The following is a 14,899-nucleotide window of genomic DNA, read 5'->3' as shown; positions in this document are numbered from 1 at the left end:
AACCGCGTTCCCCGGGGGCCGGGCCGATCAGTTCAGCGGCGCTTGCGCCACACCGAAACGACGGCCGGGCGCGGCAGGTTGCTGCCGCCGTCCGGCCAGTGCGACTGCGGGTTGGTCACCGTGCCGCCCTCGCCGGGGTGCTGCACCGCGACCGTGACGAAGTCGCTCGTCACGTTGGGGCCGCAGGTCTCCGCGCCGATCGGCACCGTGAGGAACTGTTTGACCTGACCGCGCTCCGGGCCGTCCACCGGCACCGAGAAGAGGCCGTCGTTCGTGCCGAGCGCGTTGCCGTCGGTGGCGATCCACAGGTTGCCGTACGGGTCGAACGCCACGTTGTCGGGGCAGGAGATCGGGCTGACCTGGTCCTTCGGGAAACCACCGAAGTAGGTGTCGGCCGTGGCCGGGTCACCGCACACCAGCAGCAGCCGCCAGGAGAACGTCGTGGCGGCCGCGTCGTCGCGGTCCTCCGCCCACTCCAGGATGTGCCCGTTCTTGTTGCCCACCCGCGGGTTGGCCTCGTCCACGCCGGCCTTGCCGGCCGCGCCGCGGTCGGTGTTGTTCGTCAGCGCGGCGTAGATGCGCCCGTTGACCGGGTTGGGCTCGATGTCCTCGGGACGGTCCATCTTGGTCGCGCCGGCCTTGTCGGCAGCCTGGCGCGTGAAGACGTAGACCTCCTCGGCGGTGAAACCGTCCACGAAGGACTTGTTGCCGCTGACCAGCGGGATCCACTCGCCGCGGCCGTCGAACTCGCCGTCGGCGGGGAGCTTGCCGGTGCCGTCGATCTGGCCCGCCGGGCTGTCACCGGTGAACTTCGCGACGTACAGCGTGCCTTCGTCGAGCAGCGCCGAGTTGTGGCGGCGGGCGTGGGCGCTCGTGCCGGGCTTGTACTTGCCCTTGGACACGAACTTGTAGATGTACTCGAAGCGCTCGTCGTCACCGGAGTACACGGCGACCCGCCCGTCGGCGGTGATCTTGACGTTGGCGGCCTCGTGCTTGAAGCGGCCGAGCGCGGTGTGCTTGACCGGGGTGGAGTCCGGGTCGTTGGGGTCGATCTCGACGACCCAGCCGAACCGGTTGACCTCGTTGGGCTCGCTCGGCACGTCCCACCGCTTGTCGAAGCGCTCCCACTTGCGCGTGGTGGTGCCCTTGCCGATGCCGTAGCGGGTCAGCCGCGCCCGCTCGGCCGGGTCGGTGACCTTGTCGGAGTTGGCGAAGTACTGGTGGAAGTTCTCCTCGCCGGAGAGCACGGTGCCCCACGGGGTCACACCGCCGGAGCAGTTGTTCTGGGTGCCGCGGACCTTGGTGCCGGTCGGGTCGGCGGAGGTCTTCAGGTACTGGGAGCCGGCGGCCGGGCCGCGCACCTCGAAGGTGGTGTCCAGGGTGATGCGGCGCCCGTAGTGGCTCGGCACGACCGACAGGCCGCCGTCGCGCTGCTTCTCGACGAGCACGACGGACAAGCCGTGCGCGGCCCAGCCGATCTTGACCTGCTCCTCGGTGGGGTTGGCCGGGTCGTACTGGCCGGGCGGGAACATCTGCGTCTCGGTGGTGTACTCGTGGTTGACCACCATCAGGAAGCGCTTGCCCTGGCGGTCCTGCGGGACGAGCCCGACGAAGTCGTTGTTGTAGCCGAACTGCTTCGCCTGGGCGGCGGCGGTCTGCCGGGCGATGTCGAACTCCGGCGCGCCGGGCACCACCGGGTCGCCCCACCGGATCACCACGTTCTGCGCCCAGCCGTCCGGGATGACGACCGCGTCCGCGCGGTTCGGCGGGACCGGGGTGAAGTCGGTGCCGGGCACCGGGCGTCCCCGGCCGGCGAGTGCCGGCGGGACGGCGGCGGTCGCGGTGGCCCCGCCGAGGGCGTTCATCGCGGCGAATCCGCCGGCCGCGGCGGCCATCACCGCACCGGCCTTGAAGGCGCCCCGCCGGGACACGGCCTGGACGACGTCGCCGAAGTAGGTGTTGGTCGAGGTGTTGGGCGCCTCGTGCGCGCACTGGTTGCCGCAGCGGTAGAGGCACGTGGTCGCGGCTCTGCCGCTCGGGTGGGTCAGGAGGGGCAGCAGCCGCCCGGGGGTGAAGGACACCTGGTCTCCAGTCACTCAGTCAGGGGAAACGTCCGTGACGGTAAGCGACGGAGACCAGGTGCCCGGAAACTGAAGGTGAACAGAGATCAAAGCTCTTCGCCGACGAGCACCGCCTCACGCGGCACCTCGTGCGGGTCGGCGGCCTTGGTCCGCACCGCGAGCAGACCACCGGCCACGACGCACAGGATCGCGGCCACGACGAACGGGGCGTGCTCCGACCCGAGCCACTCGGCGACGTGCCCGACCAGCGTCGCGGCGACCGCGCCACCGAGCCAGCGGCAGAAGTTGTAGCCCGCGCTGGCCACCGGCCGCGGCGCGTCGCTGATCGACATGGCGGTGCCGGTGAACAGGGTGTTCAGCAGTCCGGACACCAGCCCGGAGACGATCACGGCGGCCACGACCACCGGCTTGGCCGGCACCACGAGCACCACCATCAGCACCGCGTAGCCGAGCACGGACACCACAGTGGCGTGCCGTTCACCCAGCTTCCCGGCCAGTTTCGGCGCGAGCACCACACCGGCGACCGCGACGCACAGGCCCCAGCCGCAGAAGACCAGCCCGACCGCGACGGCGCTCCAGCCGAGCACGAACGGGGTCCAGGCCAGCACGGTGAAGAACGCGGCGGTGTAGCAGGCCGATCCGATCGAGGTGCGCAGCAGGCCGGTGTGCTTGAGCGCACGCAGCGGGTCGAGCAGCCGGATCGGTTCGCGTTGGTCGTGCTTGTCGGTGGCCAGGAAGATCGAGCACAGCACGAGCGCGGCGGCCATCAGCACCGCGGTGCCGACGAACGGCCCGCGCCACGAGAAGCTGCCGAGCAGGGCGCCGAGCAGCGGCCCGACCGCCAGGCCGACCCCGAGCGCGGCCTCGTAGAGCAGGATCGCGCCGGCCTGGCCACCGGTGGCCGCGCCGACGATCACCGAGAGCGCGGTGGCGATGAAGAACGCGTTGCCCAATCCCCACACGGCACGCAGCGCGACCAGCTGCTCGATCGACCCGGCCGCGGCGCACAGCGCGGTCGCGGCCACGATCAGCGTCAGTCCGGTGAGGACCGTCCGCTTCGGACCGAACTTGGCGCTCGCCGCGCCGGTCACCAGCATGGCGATCACCTGGACGCCGAGGTAGGACGAGAACAGCAGGGTGACCTGGGACGGCGTGGCGTGCAGCCCCTTGGCGATGGACAGCAGGATCGGGTCCACCAGCCCGATCCCCATGAAGGCGATGACCGCGGCGAACGCCGTGATCCACACCTGCTTGGGCTGTCCCTTGAGGGCGTCCAGCAGGCTGCCGTGACCGTGACTGCTCATGGGAGCAGTTCCTCCTTCTTGACCGGATCGATGAGCCTCCGCAGGGCCGGCAGCGCCGCGTCGATCGCGTCGCGGTCGGCTGGATCCAGGGCAGTCAGGCGCTCGCGCAGGAACTCCTCGCGGGCAACGACCAGCTCGGTCACGTACCGCGTGCCGGCCTCGGTCGCCTCGATCAGCACCGCGCGCTTGTCGTCCGGATCGGACCGCCTGCTGACCAGGCCGAGCCGCTCCAGCCGGCGGACCAGGTCCGTCATGGACGGCTGGCGGACGCCCTCGAGCTCGGCGAGGACGCTCATCCGGCGTGGGCCGCCGTGGACCAGCTCGCTCAGCACCGACCCCTGGGTCAGGGTGAGCCGGTGCTGCGGGGTCAGCCGCCGCACCACGTAGTACAGGCGGAAGACCAGCGGGCGCAGCTCACGCGCGAGCTCTGCTACTCCTGGATTCACTTAGCTAGCCTAAGCGTTATTGCTTAGGTTGTCTAAGTTAATCGGCTCACACGGTCCGCGATCGCGCCAGCCACACGCCGGTGACCACGGCCGTGACCAGCGTGACCGCACCGGCCACGACGAAGGCGCTGCCCAGCCCGGCCCCGAAGGACGCCCCGGCGGCCTCCCGGCCCCGGACGACGGCCCCGAGCACGGCCACGCCGAGCACCGCGCCGATCTGCCGGGCCGTGCTGCTGGCTCCCGACGCGAGCCCGCCCTCCCGCGGGCTGACCGCCTGGATGGCCGCGCCGGTCAGCGGCGACATGGTGAGCGCGAACCCGATGCCGGTCAGCGCGAGCCGCCACCACACGTTCCCGTATCCCGTGCTCGCGTCCGCGAAGCCGAGGGTGAGCAGGCCCGCCCCGGCGACCGCCAGGCCGGCGGTGACCACGATCCGGAAGCCGTGCCGGGCGGCGAGCCGACCCGCGAACGGGCTCACCACGACCATCGCCAGGGTCGCGGGCAGGGTCTGGAGCCCGGCCACCAGGATCGAGCTGCCCTGCACGGACACGAAGAACTGGGAGAAGAAGAAGGACGAACCCATCAACGCGAACCCGACCACGACCATGGCCGTGTTGGCCACGCTGAACAGCCGCTCCCGGAACAGCCGCAGCGGCAGCATCGGCGCCTTCCGGCGCCCCTCGACGGCGACGAACACCGCGAGCACCACCACCGCCACCGCGAAGCTGCCCAGGATCACCGGGTCGGTCCAGCCCCGCGAGCCGCCTTCGATCAGCCCGTACGTCAGCGCCCCCACGCCGAGGACGGACAGGACCGTCCCGGGCACGTCGATCGCCGGCGCGCCGGTGTTGCGCGATTCGGTCAGGACGCGCATCCCGGCCAGCAGCAGCACCACGCCGATCGGCAGGTTCACCAGGAAGATGGCCGGCCAGCCGAACGCCTCGACGAGGATGCCGCCGGCCAGCGGTCCGGCCGCCAGCCCGATGCCGCTGAACCCGGCCCACAGTCCGATCGCCTTGACGCGCTCACCGGGGACCGGGTACGCCGCGCCGAGCAGGGCCAGTGACGCGGGGCTCAGCGCCGCCGCCCCGATGCCCTGCACCACCCGGCCGGCGATCAGCCAGCCGATCGAGGGTGCCACGGCGCACAGCAGGGACGCGGCGGTGAACACCGCGACCCCGGCCAGGAACACGCGCTTGCGGCCGAAGCGGTCGGCGAAGACCCCACCGGACAGCAACAGCATGGCGACGAGCAGCACGTAGGCGTCCACGATCCACTGCAGCCCGGTCAGCCCGGTGTGCAGCCGCTGCGCCATGTCGGGCAGCGCCGCGCCCACGATGGTGCTGTCCAGCAGCACCATGAACTGGCCGAGACAGGTCATCACGAGCAGTGCCGCGCGGCCTGATCGGCTGCCCGTGTCCACGGGCGATCCCACAGTCGTCATGCCAGGGACAATACTTCGATAATCCCGTAGTGTCGAATCTTTGGTAACTTCGGGGCATGCGATCGCTGCCACAGCCCGCCCCGGAGTCACTCAGCCTCGCGCCGGTCCTGCACGCGCTCGGGGACCAGGTGCGCCTGGAACTGGTGCGCCGGGCGTCGACCGCACCCGGCGCGAGCTGCTCCGAACTCGCCGACGGCCTGGACGTGCCCCTGTCCACGCTGACCAACCACTGGCGGATCCTGCGGGAGGCCGGGCTGATCGCGATGAGCGTCGACGGCAGGCACCGCCGGGTCCAGCTGCGCGCCGACGACCTGCACCACCGCTTCCCGGGGCTGCTCGACCCGATCCTGCGCCTCGCCGCGCGGGAATAGCCGCACCCACCCCGGTACCGTGCGCGACATGGACGCGGTGGTATTCGACCTCGACGGGGTGCTCGTCGACTCCGAACAGACCTGGGACGAGGTGCGCCGCGCGGTCGTCGCCGAGCACGGCGGCACCTGGACCGCGGAGGCGACCCGCGCGATGCAGGGGATGAGCACCCCGGAATGGGCGCGGTACCTGGTCGAGGAGCTCGGCGCGCGGCTGACGCCGGAACGGATCGCCCACGTCGTGATCGACGGGATGGCGCACCGCTACGCCGACGGTCCGCCGGTGCTGCCCGGCGCACCGGAAGCCGTCCGCGCGGTCGGGCAGCGCTACCCGGTCGCGATCGCCAGCTCGTCCCCGCCGGTGCTGATCACGGCGTTCCTGACGGCGACCGGCCTGACCGGTCTGGTCGAGGTCGCCGTGTCCAGCGAACAGGTGCCCGCGGGCAAGCCGGCGCCGGACGTCTACCTCGAAGCCGCCCGCAGGCTGAAGGTGGACGCGACGAGGTGCGCGGCGGTCGAGGACACCACGAACGGGCTGAAGGCAGCGCTGGCCGCGGGCATGTCGGTCTACGCGGTGCCCAATCCGCACTTCCCGCCGGACCCGGCGGTGCTGGCGCGGGCGCACCGCGTCCTGGACACCGTGGCGGACTTGCCGGCCGCGCTGGGGCAGGAGAACTGAGGGCATGAGAAAGGCGGGGCCCGGACGAGCCGGGCCCCGCCTCCTCGGACGTCAGCGCTCGAGGTCGCCGGTGATGAACTTCTCCACCGAGTCGCGCGCGGTCGAGTCGTCGTACTGCTCCGGCGGCGACTTCATGAAGTAGGAGGACGCGGACAGCAGCGGGCCGCCGACCCCGCGGTCGAGGGCGATCTTCGCGGCGCGCACCGCGTCGATGATGATGCCGGCCGAGTTCGGCGAGTCCCACACCTCGAGCTTGTACTCCAGGTTCAGCGGGACGTCACCGAAGGCGCGGCCCTCCAGACGGACGTAGGCCCACTTGCGGTCGTCCAGCCACTGCACGTAGTCCGACGGGCCCACGTGCACGTTGGCCTTGCCGAGGTCGCGGTCGATCTGCGAGGTGACGGCCTGCGTCTTGGAGACCTTCTTGGACTCCAGCCGCTCCAGCTCCTTCATGTTCTTGAAGTCCATGTTGCCGCCCACGTTCAGCTGCATGGTGCGGTCGAGCTGGACCCCGCGGTCCTCGAACAGCTTCGCCAGCACGCGGTGCGTGATGGTGGCGCCGACCTGGGACTTGATGTCGTCACCGACGATCGGCACCCCGGCGTCGGTGAACTTCTGCGCCCACTCCGGGTCCGAGGCGATGAACACCGGGATCGCGTTGACGAACGCCACACCGGCGTCGATGGCGCACTGCGCGTAGAACTTCTGCGCCTGCTCGGAACCGACCGGCAGGTACGAGACCAGCACGTCGACCTGGGCCTCGCGCAGCGCGGCGACGACGTCGACCGGCTCCTCGTCGGATTCCTCGATCGTCTCCTGGTAGAAGCGGCCCAGCCCGTCCATGGTGGGGCCGCGGAGAACCGGCACGCCCAGCGGCGGCACGTCGGTGATCTTGATGGTGTTGTTCTCGCTGGCGAGGATCGCGGACGACAGGTCCTGGCCGACCTTCTTGGCGTCGACGTCGAACGCGGCCACGAAGTCCACGTCACCGACGTGGTACTGGCCGAACCGCACGTGCATCAGGCCGGGCACCCGCGAGGCCGGGTCGGCGTCGCGGTAGTAGTGCACCCCCTGCACCAGCGACGCCGCACAGTTTCCGACGCCAACGATGGCCACCCGTACGCGGCCGCTGTTGTCGCCCATGCCGGTTTCTCCTTCGTTCAGTGATGTCTTGCCTTCGGGATGCGGTCTCAGCTCTGAAGCCCGCGTTGTTGCTCGTCCTGCTCGTGCGCGATCAGTTCGTTCAGCCAGCGCACCTCGCGCTCGCTGCTCTCCAGCCCCAGCCGGTGCAGCTCACGCGTGTAGCGGTCGATCTTCTCCTCGGCCCGGGCGAGTGCCGCCCGGAGCCCTTCCCGGCGTTCCTCGACCCGGCGTCGCCGGCCCTCCAGGATCCGCATCCTGACATCGGCCGGTGTCCGGGAGAAGAAGGCGAGGTGGACCCCGAACCCTTCGTCCTCCCAGGTCTGGGGCCCGGCGTCGGCGAGCAGCTTCGCGAAGTGCTCCTTGCCCTCCGCTGTGAGCTTGTACACCGTCCGCGCGCGGCGGCCCCAGCCCTTGACGGGCTCTCCGGCCTGCCCGACGTCACTGTCGGCCTCTTCGATGAACCCGGCCCGCTGCAGCCGGCGCAGCGTCGGATACAGCGAACCGTACGAGAAGGTGCGGAACATGCCGAGCGTGTCGTGCAGCCGTTTGCGCAGCACGTAGCCGTGCATCGGTGCCTCGTGCAGCAGCCCCAGGATGGCGAACTCCAGCACGGTGCACCCCCTTCCGAAGACTCTTCAGACTCCCGGACTCCCACGACACTCCGGCAACCTAACGCCGAATTATATCGGGCCGATACATCGAAGTGGTGTAGCCAACATCAACGATCACCCGGAACGAGGTGAACGACACACCGCAACGTTCACCAGAGTGTTATCGAATGGTCGGCGTGTCGCACGTCCGGTCCAGACCGTTACGCCGTACAGCTCATGGTGGGCACACGGCGGACACGTACGCTGTCAGCGTGCAGAACCAGCGACAGGTGGTGGACTACGTCCTGCAGCGCCGTGCGCTGCTGGCCGACGTCCGCGCCGGTCGGGTCGGCACGCGCGACGTCTGCGACGCCGATCCGTACCTGCTCCGGGCGGCCCGGTTCCACGGTGAACCGAGCGAGGCTCCCTGCCCGCTGTGCGGGAAGGCGGGCCTGACGAACGTGTCCTGGGTGTTCGGCGAACAGCTGCGGCACGTGTCCGGATCGGCGCGGACCCCCACCGAGCTGGCCCGGCTGGCCGGGAGCGTGGGAGAGTTCACCGTGCACGTGGTCGAGGTGTGCCCGGCATGCCGCTGGAACCACCTGGTGCGGTCGTACGTCCTCGGCAACGGGGCGCCGCACGGACCGTCCCGGAGGACAGCCGGACAGTGAGGGCACGAAGCGCAGCGCCGGCACTCGATCACAGAACGGCGCCCGGTGTACCGCCGGTCTGGGAGGCTCACTCGTGAACGACCATCGCAATCGCTCCTGGCCTGGTCAGGAGCCGGACGAACCGCACCGTGCCCAGTGGCCGGGTGAGGGTGAGCCGGCCTGGCCGAGCGGCAACGAACCGCCCCGGCGCCCGGCGCAGGGCCCGATGCCTCCCCAGCGCCCCCCGGCGCGCGGTCCCCAGCGCCCCCAAGGCCCGCAGGGCCCGCAAGGTCCCCAAGCTCCCCAGTGGCCCGCCGAAGGCGCCGGACCGGGCCGGCCCAACGGTCCGGACCACGACCCGCGCGGCACCCGGCGCGTCCCGCCCGCAGGCAACCGCGTGCCCCCGCCGCCGCCAACACCGCCGCGCCGCCCCGGTCCGCCGCCGGGGCCGCCGCCGGTGCCGCCGCCCGGGCCGCAGAACCCGCCGCGGGACGACTTCCGCCGGCCACCCGGCCCCGGCGTGGGAGCCGGCCGCCGGCCCGGGATGGCCGAGTCCGAGCCGGGCCTGCTCACCCACAGCGAGCTCAACCACGGGTACGACGAATTCGACGACTACGTCGACGAGCCGGTCGCGCTGAACGAGTCCGGTCCGGACGACGGCGCACCCGCCGATGACGGCGATGACGCCGAGGTCGGGAACGGCAAGAAGAACAAGAAGGGCAAGAAGGACAAGGCGGCGCTGACCCCGAAGCAGCGCAAGAAGCGCCGCTGGAAGATCATCCGGCGCGTCCTCTACGCCCTGTTCGGGGTGTTCGTCGTGCTCCCGGCGATCGCGTTCACCATCGCCTACTTCCTGGTCGACGTGCCGACGCCGGAGGAGGTGCTGGCCCAGCAGGAACAGGTGGTGACCTACCACTACAGCGACGGTTCGGTGATGGGCAAGGAAATCCCGACCACCGGGAACCGGCAGATCCTCCAGCCCGGCCAGATCTCCGACACCGTGAAGCACGCGGTGTACGCGGCCGAGGACGCGACGTTCGAGACCAACAGCGGCTTCGACGCGATGGGCATCCTGCGAGCGGTCTACTACAACCTCACCGATGGCCAGGGCGGTGGTTCGACCATCTCCCAGCAGTACATCAAGAAAGCCACCGCGAAAGAGGACCACACGCTCACCCGCAAGGCCACGGAGCTGGTCAAGTCGTTCAAGATGAACCAGACCCAGTCCAAGGAAGACATCATCACGGCCTACCTCAACATCGTCTACTTCGGACGGGGTGCCTACGGCATCGAGGCGGCCGCGCACGCCTACTTCAACAAGCCCGCGGCGCAGCTGACCCCGTCGGAAGCGGCGTTGCTGGCCGGTGTGATCCAGATCCCGTCGAAGTCGGAGAACGCCGAATACGCGACCAGGCGCTGGAACTACGTGCTGGACAACATGGTCAAGAACCACTGGCTGTCCCAGGCGGACCGGGACGCGGCCCAGTTCCCGACCCCGTTGCCGCGGGAGCAGACCAAGCCGCAGGCGATCACCGGGAACAACGCGTTCATCCAGGCGCAGGTGGAGGACGAACTGGAGGCCGCGGGCTTCCCCAAGGAGCGGCTCCAGGCCGGCGGCTACGACATCTACACGACCATCGACCCGAACGCGCAGCGCATCGCCGAGCAGGCCGTCAACCAGGTGATGCAGGGCCAGCCGGCCACGCTCAAGAAGGCACTCGTCGCGGTGGACCCGAAGACGCGGGGCGTGGTCGCCTACTACGGCGGCCCCAACGACAAGACCGACTACATCGACTGGGGCGACACGGCACGCAACCCCGGATCGTCGTTCAAGACGTTCGACCTGGTCGCCTTCCTGAAGATGGGCAAGGGTCTCGGCGAGACCTTCGACGGCTCCACGCACCGCCAGTTCGGCGTGCTGCCCAACGGCTCACCGCGCTACATCAACAACGCCGGGGTGTCCAACAGCTGCTCGAAGGAGTGCACGGTCGCGGAGGCGACCATGCGGTCGACCAACACCGTGTTCTTCGACATGGTCGCCAACATCACCGGCCCGCAGGCGGTCGCCGACGCGGCCAAGGAGGCCGGTGTCCGGTCGTTGAAGGCGGTGGACAACAACATCGCGCTGGGTGGTGGGTCCACCGCGGCGACGCCGCTGGACATGGCGTCGGGGTACGCCACGATCGCCAACGACGGGACGTACCTGGACCGGCACTTCGTGCAGAAGATGACCAAGCCCGGCGACGGCGAGGTCGTCTACCAGGCGCCGAGCAATCCCAAGCCGGCCTTCGCCGAGGGCGACTCGAACAAGAGCAAGCAGATCGCGGGCAACGTGACCACCGCGCTCAAGCCGGTCATCCAGTTCTCCAAGCTCAGCTGCCCGAGTGGCCACGAGTGCGCGGGCAAGACCGGTACCCAGCAGTACGACGCGAGCGCCGGCAACGGCAGCGGGTCGGACAAGGACAACTCGCAGGTGTGGATGGTCGGCTACACGCCGTCGGTCTCCGTCGCGTCCTGGGTCGGCAGCGACAAGAACACGCCGCTGCGCGACAAGGACGGCAACGCGGTGTCCTCGACGGGTCTGCCGGCCAAGATCTGGCAGCAGTTCCTGAACGACTACCTCAAGGACAAGCCCAGCGAGAAGTTCCCGACGGTCGCGCCGATCGGCAAGACCGCGGCCGCCGCCACGGAGGACTCGACGTCGCAGAGCCGGTCGACGCCGCCCACGAAGCCGAGCTCGTCGGGCTCGACCACGCCGCCCACCTCCCTGCCGCCGTCTTCGTCGAACACGGAACCCACGGAGGCGCCGACGTCGAGCCGGTCGCGCGTGACCGTCCCGACCTGGCCGCCGGGCAACGACTTCGGGCCGACGGACACCCGCGGCGACAGCGGCTGATCCCCGACTCACGGGGCAGCCCGTAACATCGCGCGGGTGTCCAGCCCGACCGACGAGACCACCTCAGCGGAGCCCGTGCCGGCGTCACTCGACGCGGGCCAGCGGGTCGCGCCGACCCGGACCGACCCGCTGGTCGCGGCCGCGAGCAGACCGATCGGCGGGCCGCTCGGCGAACATGCGGCGGTCGGGCGCCACTGGTTCTGGACGCCGCAGCGGGTGGGGCTGGCGCTGGCCACGCTGGCGCTGATGCTGTGCTGGTTCGGGAAGGCGAGCTGCATCCAGCAGTACGTCGACGACAGCGGGCAGACCCAGCTGGATTGGCGGTCCGGCCGCCCCTACGTCGCGATGTGCTACTCCGACGTCGTCCCGCTGTACAGTGCCGAACGGCTCGATCAGGCCGGTGCCTTCCCGTACCGGACGAGCTGGGTCGACGACGCCGGCACGCCCAGCGCGCAGGTGCGGTACATGGAGTACCCGGTGCTGACCGGGTTGTTCCAGTGGGTCAACGCGAAGCTCGCCGCGGGCTGGCACGCGGCGGCCGACGCCGGATGGCTGCCCGGCGGGCTGCCGGTGGTGCTCTACTTCGACATCACCGCGTTCTGGCTCGCGGCGGCCTGGCTGATCACCGTGTGGGCGGTGGGCCGCACCGCCCGGCGCCGGCCGTGGGACGCCTGCCTCGCCGCGATCTCGCCGCTGGTGCTGGTGCACGCGTTCACCAACTTCGACACGATCGCGACCGCGTTCGCCGCGACCGGCCTGCTGGCCTGGGCGCGCCGGAAACCCGCGCTCGCCGGGCTGCTGCTCGGGCTCGGAGCGGCCGCCAAACTGTACCCGTTGTTCCTGCTCGGGCCGATGCTCGTGCTGTGCGTGCGGGCCGGCAAACTGCGCGAATGGACCACCGCGGCGGGCACCGCGCTGGTGGCCTGGCTCGCGGCGAACCTGCCGATCGCGCTCACCCTGAACGCCGGCTGGCAGGAGTTCTTCCGGCTCAACGCGCAACGCGGCATGGACCCGGACTCGATCTACAACGTGATCTCCTACTTCACCGGCTGGCCCGGCTTCGACGGGCCGCTCGCGCCCGGGCAGAGCCCGACCTGGTTGAACATCGTGAGCGCCGCGCTGTTCCTGGCCTGCTGCGCGGGGATCGCCTACGTCGGGCTGGCCGCGCCGGTGCGGCCGCGGCTGGCGCCGCTGTGCTTCCTGGTGGTCGCCGCGTTCCTGCTGACCAACAAGGTGTGGAGCCCCCAGTACTCGCTCTGGCTGGTGCCGCTCGCGGTGCTGGCGATCCCGCGGTGGCGGCTGCTGCTGGGCTGGATGCTGCTCGACGCGCTGGTCTGGGTGCCGCGGATGTTCTACTACCTCGGCACCGACCACAAGGGACTGCCGCCGGACTGGTTCCTCGGGTTCGTGGTGCTGCGGGACCTGGCCGTGGTCGGGCTGTGCGTTCTCGTGGTCCGGGAGATCTACCGGCCGGCCGCGGACGCCGTGCGCGCCGCCGGTGACGACGACCCGGCCGGCGGGGTGCTGGACCGGGCCAGGGACGTGGTCGTGCTCCGGCGCCGCCGCCCGCGGCACGCGGGGTGAGTCAGCCCAGCTTCTCCCGCAGGTAGGCGATGTCGTCGGCCTGGCCGTCGGCCGGGGTTTCCACGATCACCGGTGCCCCGGCCGCCGCCGCGACCGCCACCAGTGCCTCCGGGTCGATGGTGCCGTCGCCGTGCACGACGTTCGCGTGCCGGTCGCGGCCCGAGCCGAACTCGTCGCGCGAGTTGTTCAGGTGCAACAGGTCGATGCGGCCGGTGATCGCCCGGACCTTGTCGACCACATCGCCGAGTTCCCAGCCCGCGGCGAACGCGTGGCAGGTGTCCAGGCAGAACCCGGCGCCGAACTCGGCCACCTCGTCCCACAGCCGCGCCAGCACGTCCATCTCCCGCGCCATCGCCCCGTCGCCGCCCGCGGTGTTCTCGATCAGGATCGGCACCGCGAACCCGCCGTCGGCCGCCTGCCGCTCGAACAGCTTGCGCCAGTTCGCCAGGCCCTCCGCGGTGTCCGCGCCCTTGCCGACGTGGCCGCCGTGCACGATCAGGCCCTTCGCGCCGATCTCGGCCGCGGCCGCGGCGTGCTGGGCGGCCAGTTTCCGCGACGGGATCCGGATGCGGTTGTTCAGCGACGCGACGTTGACGATGTAGGGGGAGTGGATGAACACCTCGACCCCGGCCGCCTCGATGTCCGCCCTCGGCGGCTGGGCGACGGGCTTCTTCCAGCCCTGCGGGTCGGCGAGGAAGAACTGCACCACGTCGGCCGAGCGCTCCTTGGCCGCGGTCAGCGGGTCGTCGTCGCGAACGTGCGCACCGATCTGCATGCGCCCACGCTACCGGCGGAAGCGGCGCGGTTCGCGCCAGCCGGCCGGACTTCGTGCAGTACCGTGAGCGCGGTCCGGGACATCACCTGAGTGCTGGGGGGACGCGATGCGGAAGACCGCGCGCCGCGCCGGAGTCGCCGGGTTCGTGCTGGCGGCCTCCGCCACGCTGACCGCGCCGGGGGCCCTCGCCGACCCAGCCGGGCCCGCGCTGGCCGGCAGCTGCGGCGCGACCCTGCGCGACGAGCCCGGTCACGCCCTCACCGTCGACGCCGGCGCCCCGCTGGGCCAGCCCGGCGTGGTCACCGTCGGCACCGGGACGGACTCCGCCCCGACCGGTCCGGACCAGCGCGGACCGCTGCTGCCGCTGCCCGTCGCCGACCTCGCGAAGGCCCTGCGGGTGGGCGACGCCCCGGTGGTCGGCGACCTGGCCACCGAGCAGGTCTGCCCCGCGGCGCAGCACACGGTGAACGCGCTGTCCACGGTCACCCAGGACCTCACCTCCGGCGAGCAGCCGGCCCCGCCGGCCGGGCGACCCGCGCCGGGCGGCGCGACCCCGGCGCCCGGCACGACCGCGCCCGGTACTCCCGCGCCCAACACCGCAGCGCCCAACACCCCCGCGCCGGGGCCGGGAGCGGGCACGGTGCCCGTCTCGTTCGTCACCGGTGGCTTCCTCGCCGGCGCCGGCATCACCTCGCCGGCAGCGCTGTCCGCCCTGACCCGGACGGCGCCGGCCGCGCCCGAGGTCCTCCCACCGGCTGGGACGGAACCGCCGCTGGTCACGCAGAGCTCCGGCGCCGCCGAGGCCATGCCGGCCGTCCCCGTCCCCGACCGGTTACCGCTGATCATCGCGGTGTTCGCACTCGCGATCGTCGCCACCGCACTCACCCGTGCGTGGCTGCGGCGAGCCTGATCGGCATGCACGCGTCACGTAGCTGCCCT

The 14,899-nt window shown here is 71.2% G+C and carries 13 protein-coding genes; 6 read left to right on the top strand and 7 right to left on the bottom strand.

All coding sequences use genetic code 11. The features are described from left to right. Window positions 1-32 precede the first annotated feature (32 nt). From FHX46_RS01310 to FHX46_RS01295, 4 genes are all read right to left on the bottom strand, one after another. The gene (locus FHX46_RS01310) at window positions 33-2,081 is read right to left on the bottom strand and encodes a PhoX family protein (protein ID WP_167120981.1); all 2,049 of its coding nucleotides are present in this window, start codon (window positions 2,079-2,081) and stop codon (window positions 33-35) included. Between the two features lie 86 nt (window positions 2,082-2,167). Next, the gene (locus tag FHX46_RS01305; RefSeq protein ID WP_167109888.1) at window positions 2,168-3,385 is read right to left on the bottom strand and encodes an MFS transporter; all 1,218 of its coding nucleotides are present in this window, start codon (window positions 3,383-3,385) and stop codon (window positions 2,168-2,170) included. Beyond that, window positions 3,382-3,831, bottom strand: a complete 450-nt coding sequence (locus tag FHX46_RS01300) for a MarR family winged helix-turn-helix transcriptional regulator (protein WP_167109886.1) — start codon at window positions 3,829-3,831, stop codon at window positions 3,382-3,384. Before FHX46_RS01300 ends, FHX46_RS01305 begins: the two co-directional genes overlap by 4 nt. A gap of 46 nt (window positions 3,832-3,877) precedes the next feature. Next, a complete protein-coding gene (locus tag FHX46_RS01295) occupies window positions 3,878-5,275 on the bottom strand; it encodes an MFS transporter (RefSeq protein WP_208399959.1) in 1,398 nt (465 codons plus the stop codon). Window positions 5,276-5,331: 56 nt separating this feature from the next. Here FHX46_RS01295 and FHX46_RS01290 point away from each other — a divergent pair, with 56 nt between their 5' ends. Both FHX46_RS01290 and FHX46_RS01285 read left to right on the top strand, forming a co-directional pair. Beyond that, window positions 5,332-5,646, top strand: coding sequence for an ArsR/SmtB family transcription factor (locus FHX46_RS01290; protein WP_167109884.1), 315 nt, complete (start codon window positions 5,332-5,334; stop codon window positions 5,644-5,646). Between the two features lie 28 nt (window positions 5,647-5,674). Next, window positions 5,675-6,322 carry an HAD family hydrolase gene (locus FHX46_RS01285; RefSeq protein WP_167109882.1) on the top strand — a complete coding sequence of 216 codons (648 nt, stop codon included), beginning with the start codon at window positions 5,675-5,677 and terminating at the stop codon, window positions 6,320-6,322. Window positions 6,323-6,373: 51 nt separating this feature from the next. On the opposite strand, the gene FHX46_RS01280 is transcribed toward FHX46_RS01285, so the two are convergent. Beyond that, window positions 6,374-7,465: an inositol-3-phosphate synthase gene (locus FHX46_RS01280; protein ID WP_167109880.1), complete on the bottom strand. Its 1,092-nt coding sequence runs from the start codon at window positions 7,463-7,465 to the stop codon at window positions 6,374-6,376. A gap of 47 nt (window positions 7,466-7,512) precedes the next feature. Continuing rightward, on the bottom strand, window positions 7,513-8,076 hold the full coding sequence (locus FHX46_RS01275) for a PadR family transcriptional regulator (RefSeq protein WP_167102224.1): 564 nt from the start codon (window positions 8,074-8,076) through the stop codon (window positions 7,513-7,515). A gap of 251 nt (window positions 8,077-8,327) precedes the next feature. On the opposite strand from FHX46_RS01275, the gene FHX46_RS01270 reads away from it, so the two are divergent. From FHX46_RS01270 to FHX46_RS01260, 3 genes are all read left to right on the top strand, one after another. Continuing rightward, on the top strand, window positions 8,328-8,726 hold the full coding sequence (locus tag FHX46_RS01270) for a DUF5318 family protein (RefSeq protein ID WP_167109878.1): 399 nt from the start codon (window positions 8,328-8,330) through the stop codon (window positions 8,724-8,726). A gap of 523 nt (window positions 8,727-9,249) precedes the next feature. After that, the gene (locus tag FHX46_RS01265) at window positions 9,250-11,601 is read left to right on the top strand and encodes a transglycosylase domain-containing protein (RefSeq protein ID WP_167120977.1); all 2,352 of its coding nucleotides are present in this window, start codon (window positions 9,250-9,252) and stop codon (window positions 11,599-11,601) included. Window positions 11,602-11,637: 36 nt separating this feature from the next. Further along, window positions 11,638-13,185 (top strand): glycosyltransferase family 87 protein, encoded by a 1,548-nt coding sequence (locus FHX46_RS01260; RefSeq protein WP_167109876.1) that lies wholly within the window; start codon window positions 11,638-11,640, stop codon window positions 13,183-13,185. A 1-nt stretch (window position 13,186) separates the two neighbouring features. On the opposite strand, the gene FHX46_RS01255 is transcribed toward FHX46_RS01260, so the two are convergent. Further along, on the bottom strand, window positions 13,187-13,960 hold the full coding sequence (locus tag FHX46_RS01255; RefSeq protein WP_167109874.1) for a deoxyribonuclease IV: 774 nt from the start codon (window positions 13,958-13,960) through the stop codon (window positions 13,187-13,189). A 106-nt stretch (window positions 13,961-14,066) separates the two neighbouring features. On the opposite strand from FHX46_RS01255, the gene FHX46_RS01250 reads away from it, so the two are divergent. Next, the gene (locus tag FHX46_RS01250) at window positions 14,067-14,870 is read left to right on the top strand and encodes a hypothetical protein (protein WP_167109859.1); all 804 of its coding nucleotides are present in this window, start codon (window positions 14,067-14,069) and stop codon (window positions 14,868-14,870) included. Window positions 14,871-14,899 lie beyond the last annotated feature (29 nt).

This window comes from Amycolatopsis viridis (assembly GCF_011758765.1).
In the GTDB taxonomy this organism is placed as follows: Bacteria; Actinomycetota; Actinomycetes; order Mycobacteriales; family Pseudonocardiaceae; genus Amycolatopsis_E; species Amycolatopsis_E viridis.
The sequence above is the reverse complement of the archived record's forward strand: the minus strand, read 5'-3'. Positions and strand labels throughout refer to the sequence as shown.

Bases quoted from the DNA above. Each gene is read 5' to 3' on its own strand.
- FHX46_RS01255 (WP_167109874.1), bottom strand. From the start codon at position 13,960: ATGCAGATCGGTGCGCACGTTCGCGACGACGACCCGCTGACCGCGGCC.
- FHX46_RS01285 (WP_167109882.1), top strand. From the start codon at position 5,675: ATGGACGCGGTGGTATTCGACCTCGACGGGGTGCTCGTCGACTCCGAA.
- FHX46_RS01265 (WP_167120977.1), top strand. From the start codon at position 9,250: ATGGCCGAGTCCGAGCCGGGCCTGCTCACCCACAGCGAGCTCAACCAC.
- FHX46_RS01305 (WP_167109888.1), bottom strand. From the start codon at position 3,385: ATGAGCAGTCACGGTCACGGCAGCCTGCTGGACGCCCTCAAGGGACAG.
- FHX46_RS01250 (WP_167109859.1), top strand. From the start codon at position 14,067: ATGCGGAAGACCGCGCGCCGCGCCGGAGTCGCCGGGTTCGTGCTGGCG.
- FHX46_RS01280 (WP_167109880.1), bottom strand. From the start codon at position 7,465: ATGGGCGACAACAGCGGCCGCGTACGGGTGGCCATCGTTGGCGTCGGA.
- FHX46_RS01295 (WP_208399959.1), bottom strand. From the start codon at position 5,275: ATGACGACTGTGGGATCGCCCGTGGACACGGGCAGCCGATCAGGCCGC.
- FHX46_RS01290 (WP_167109884.1), top strand. From the start codon at position 5,332: ATGCGATCGCTGCCACAGCCCGCCCCGGAGTCACTCAGCCTCGCGCCG.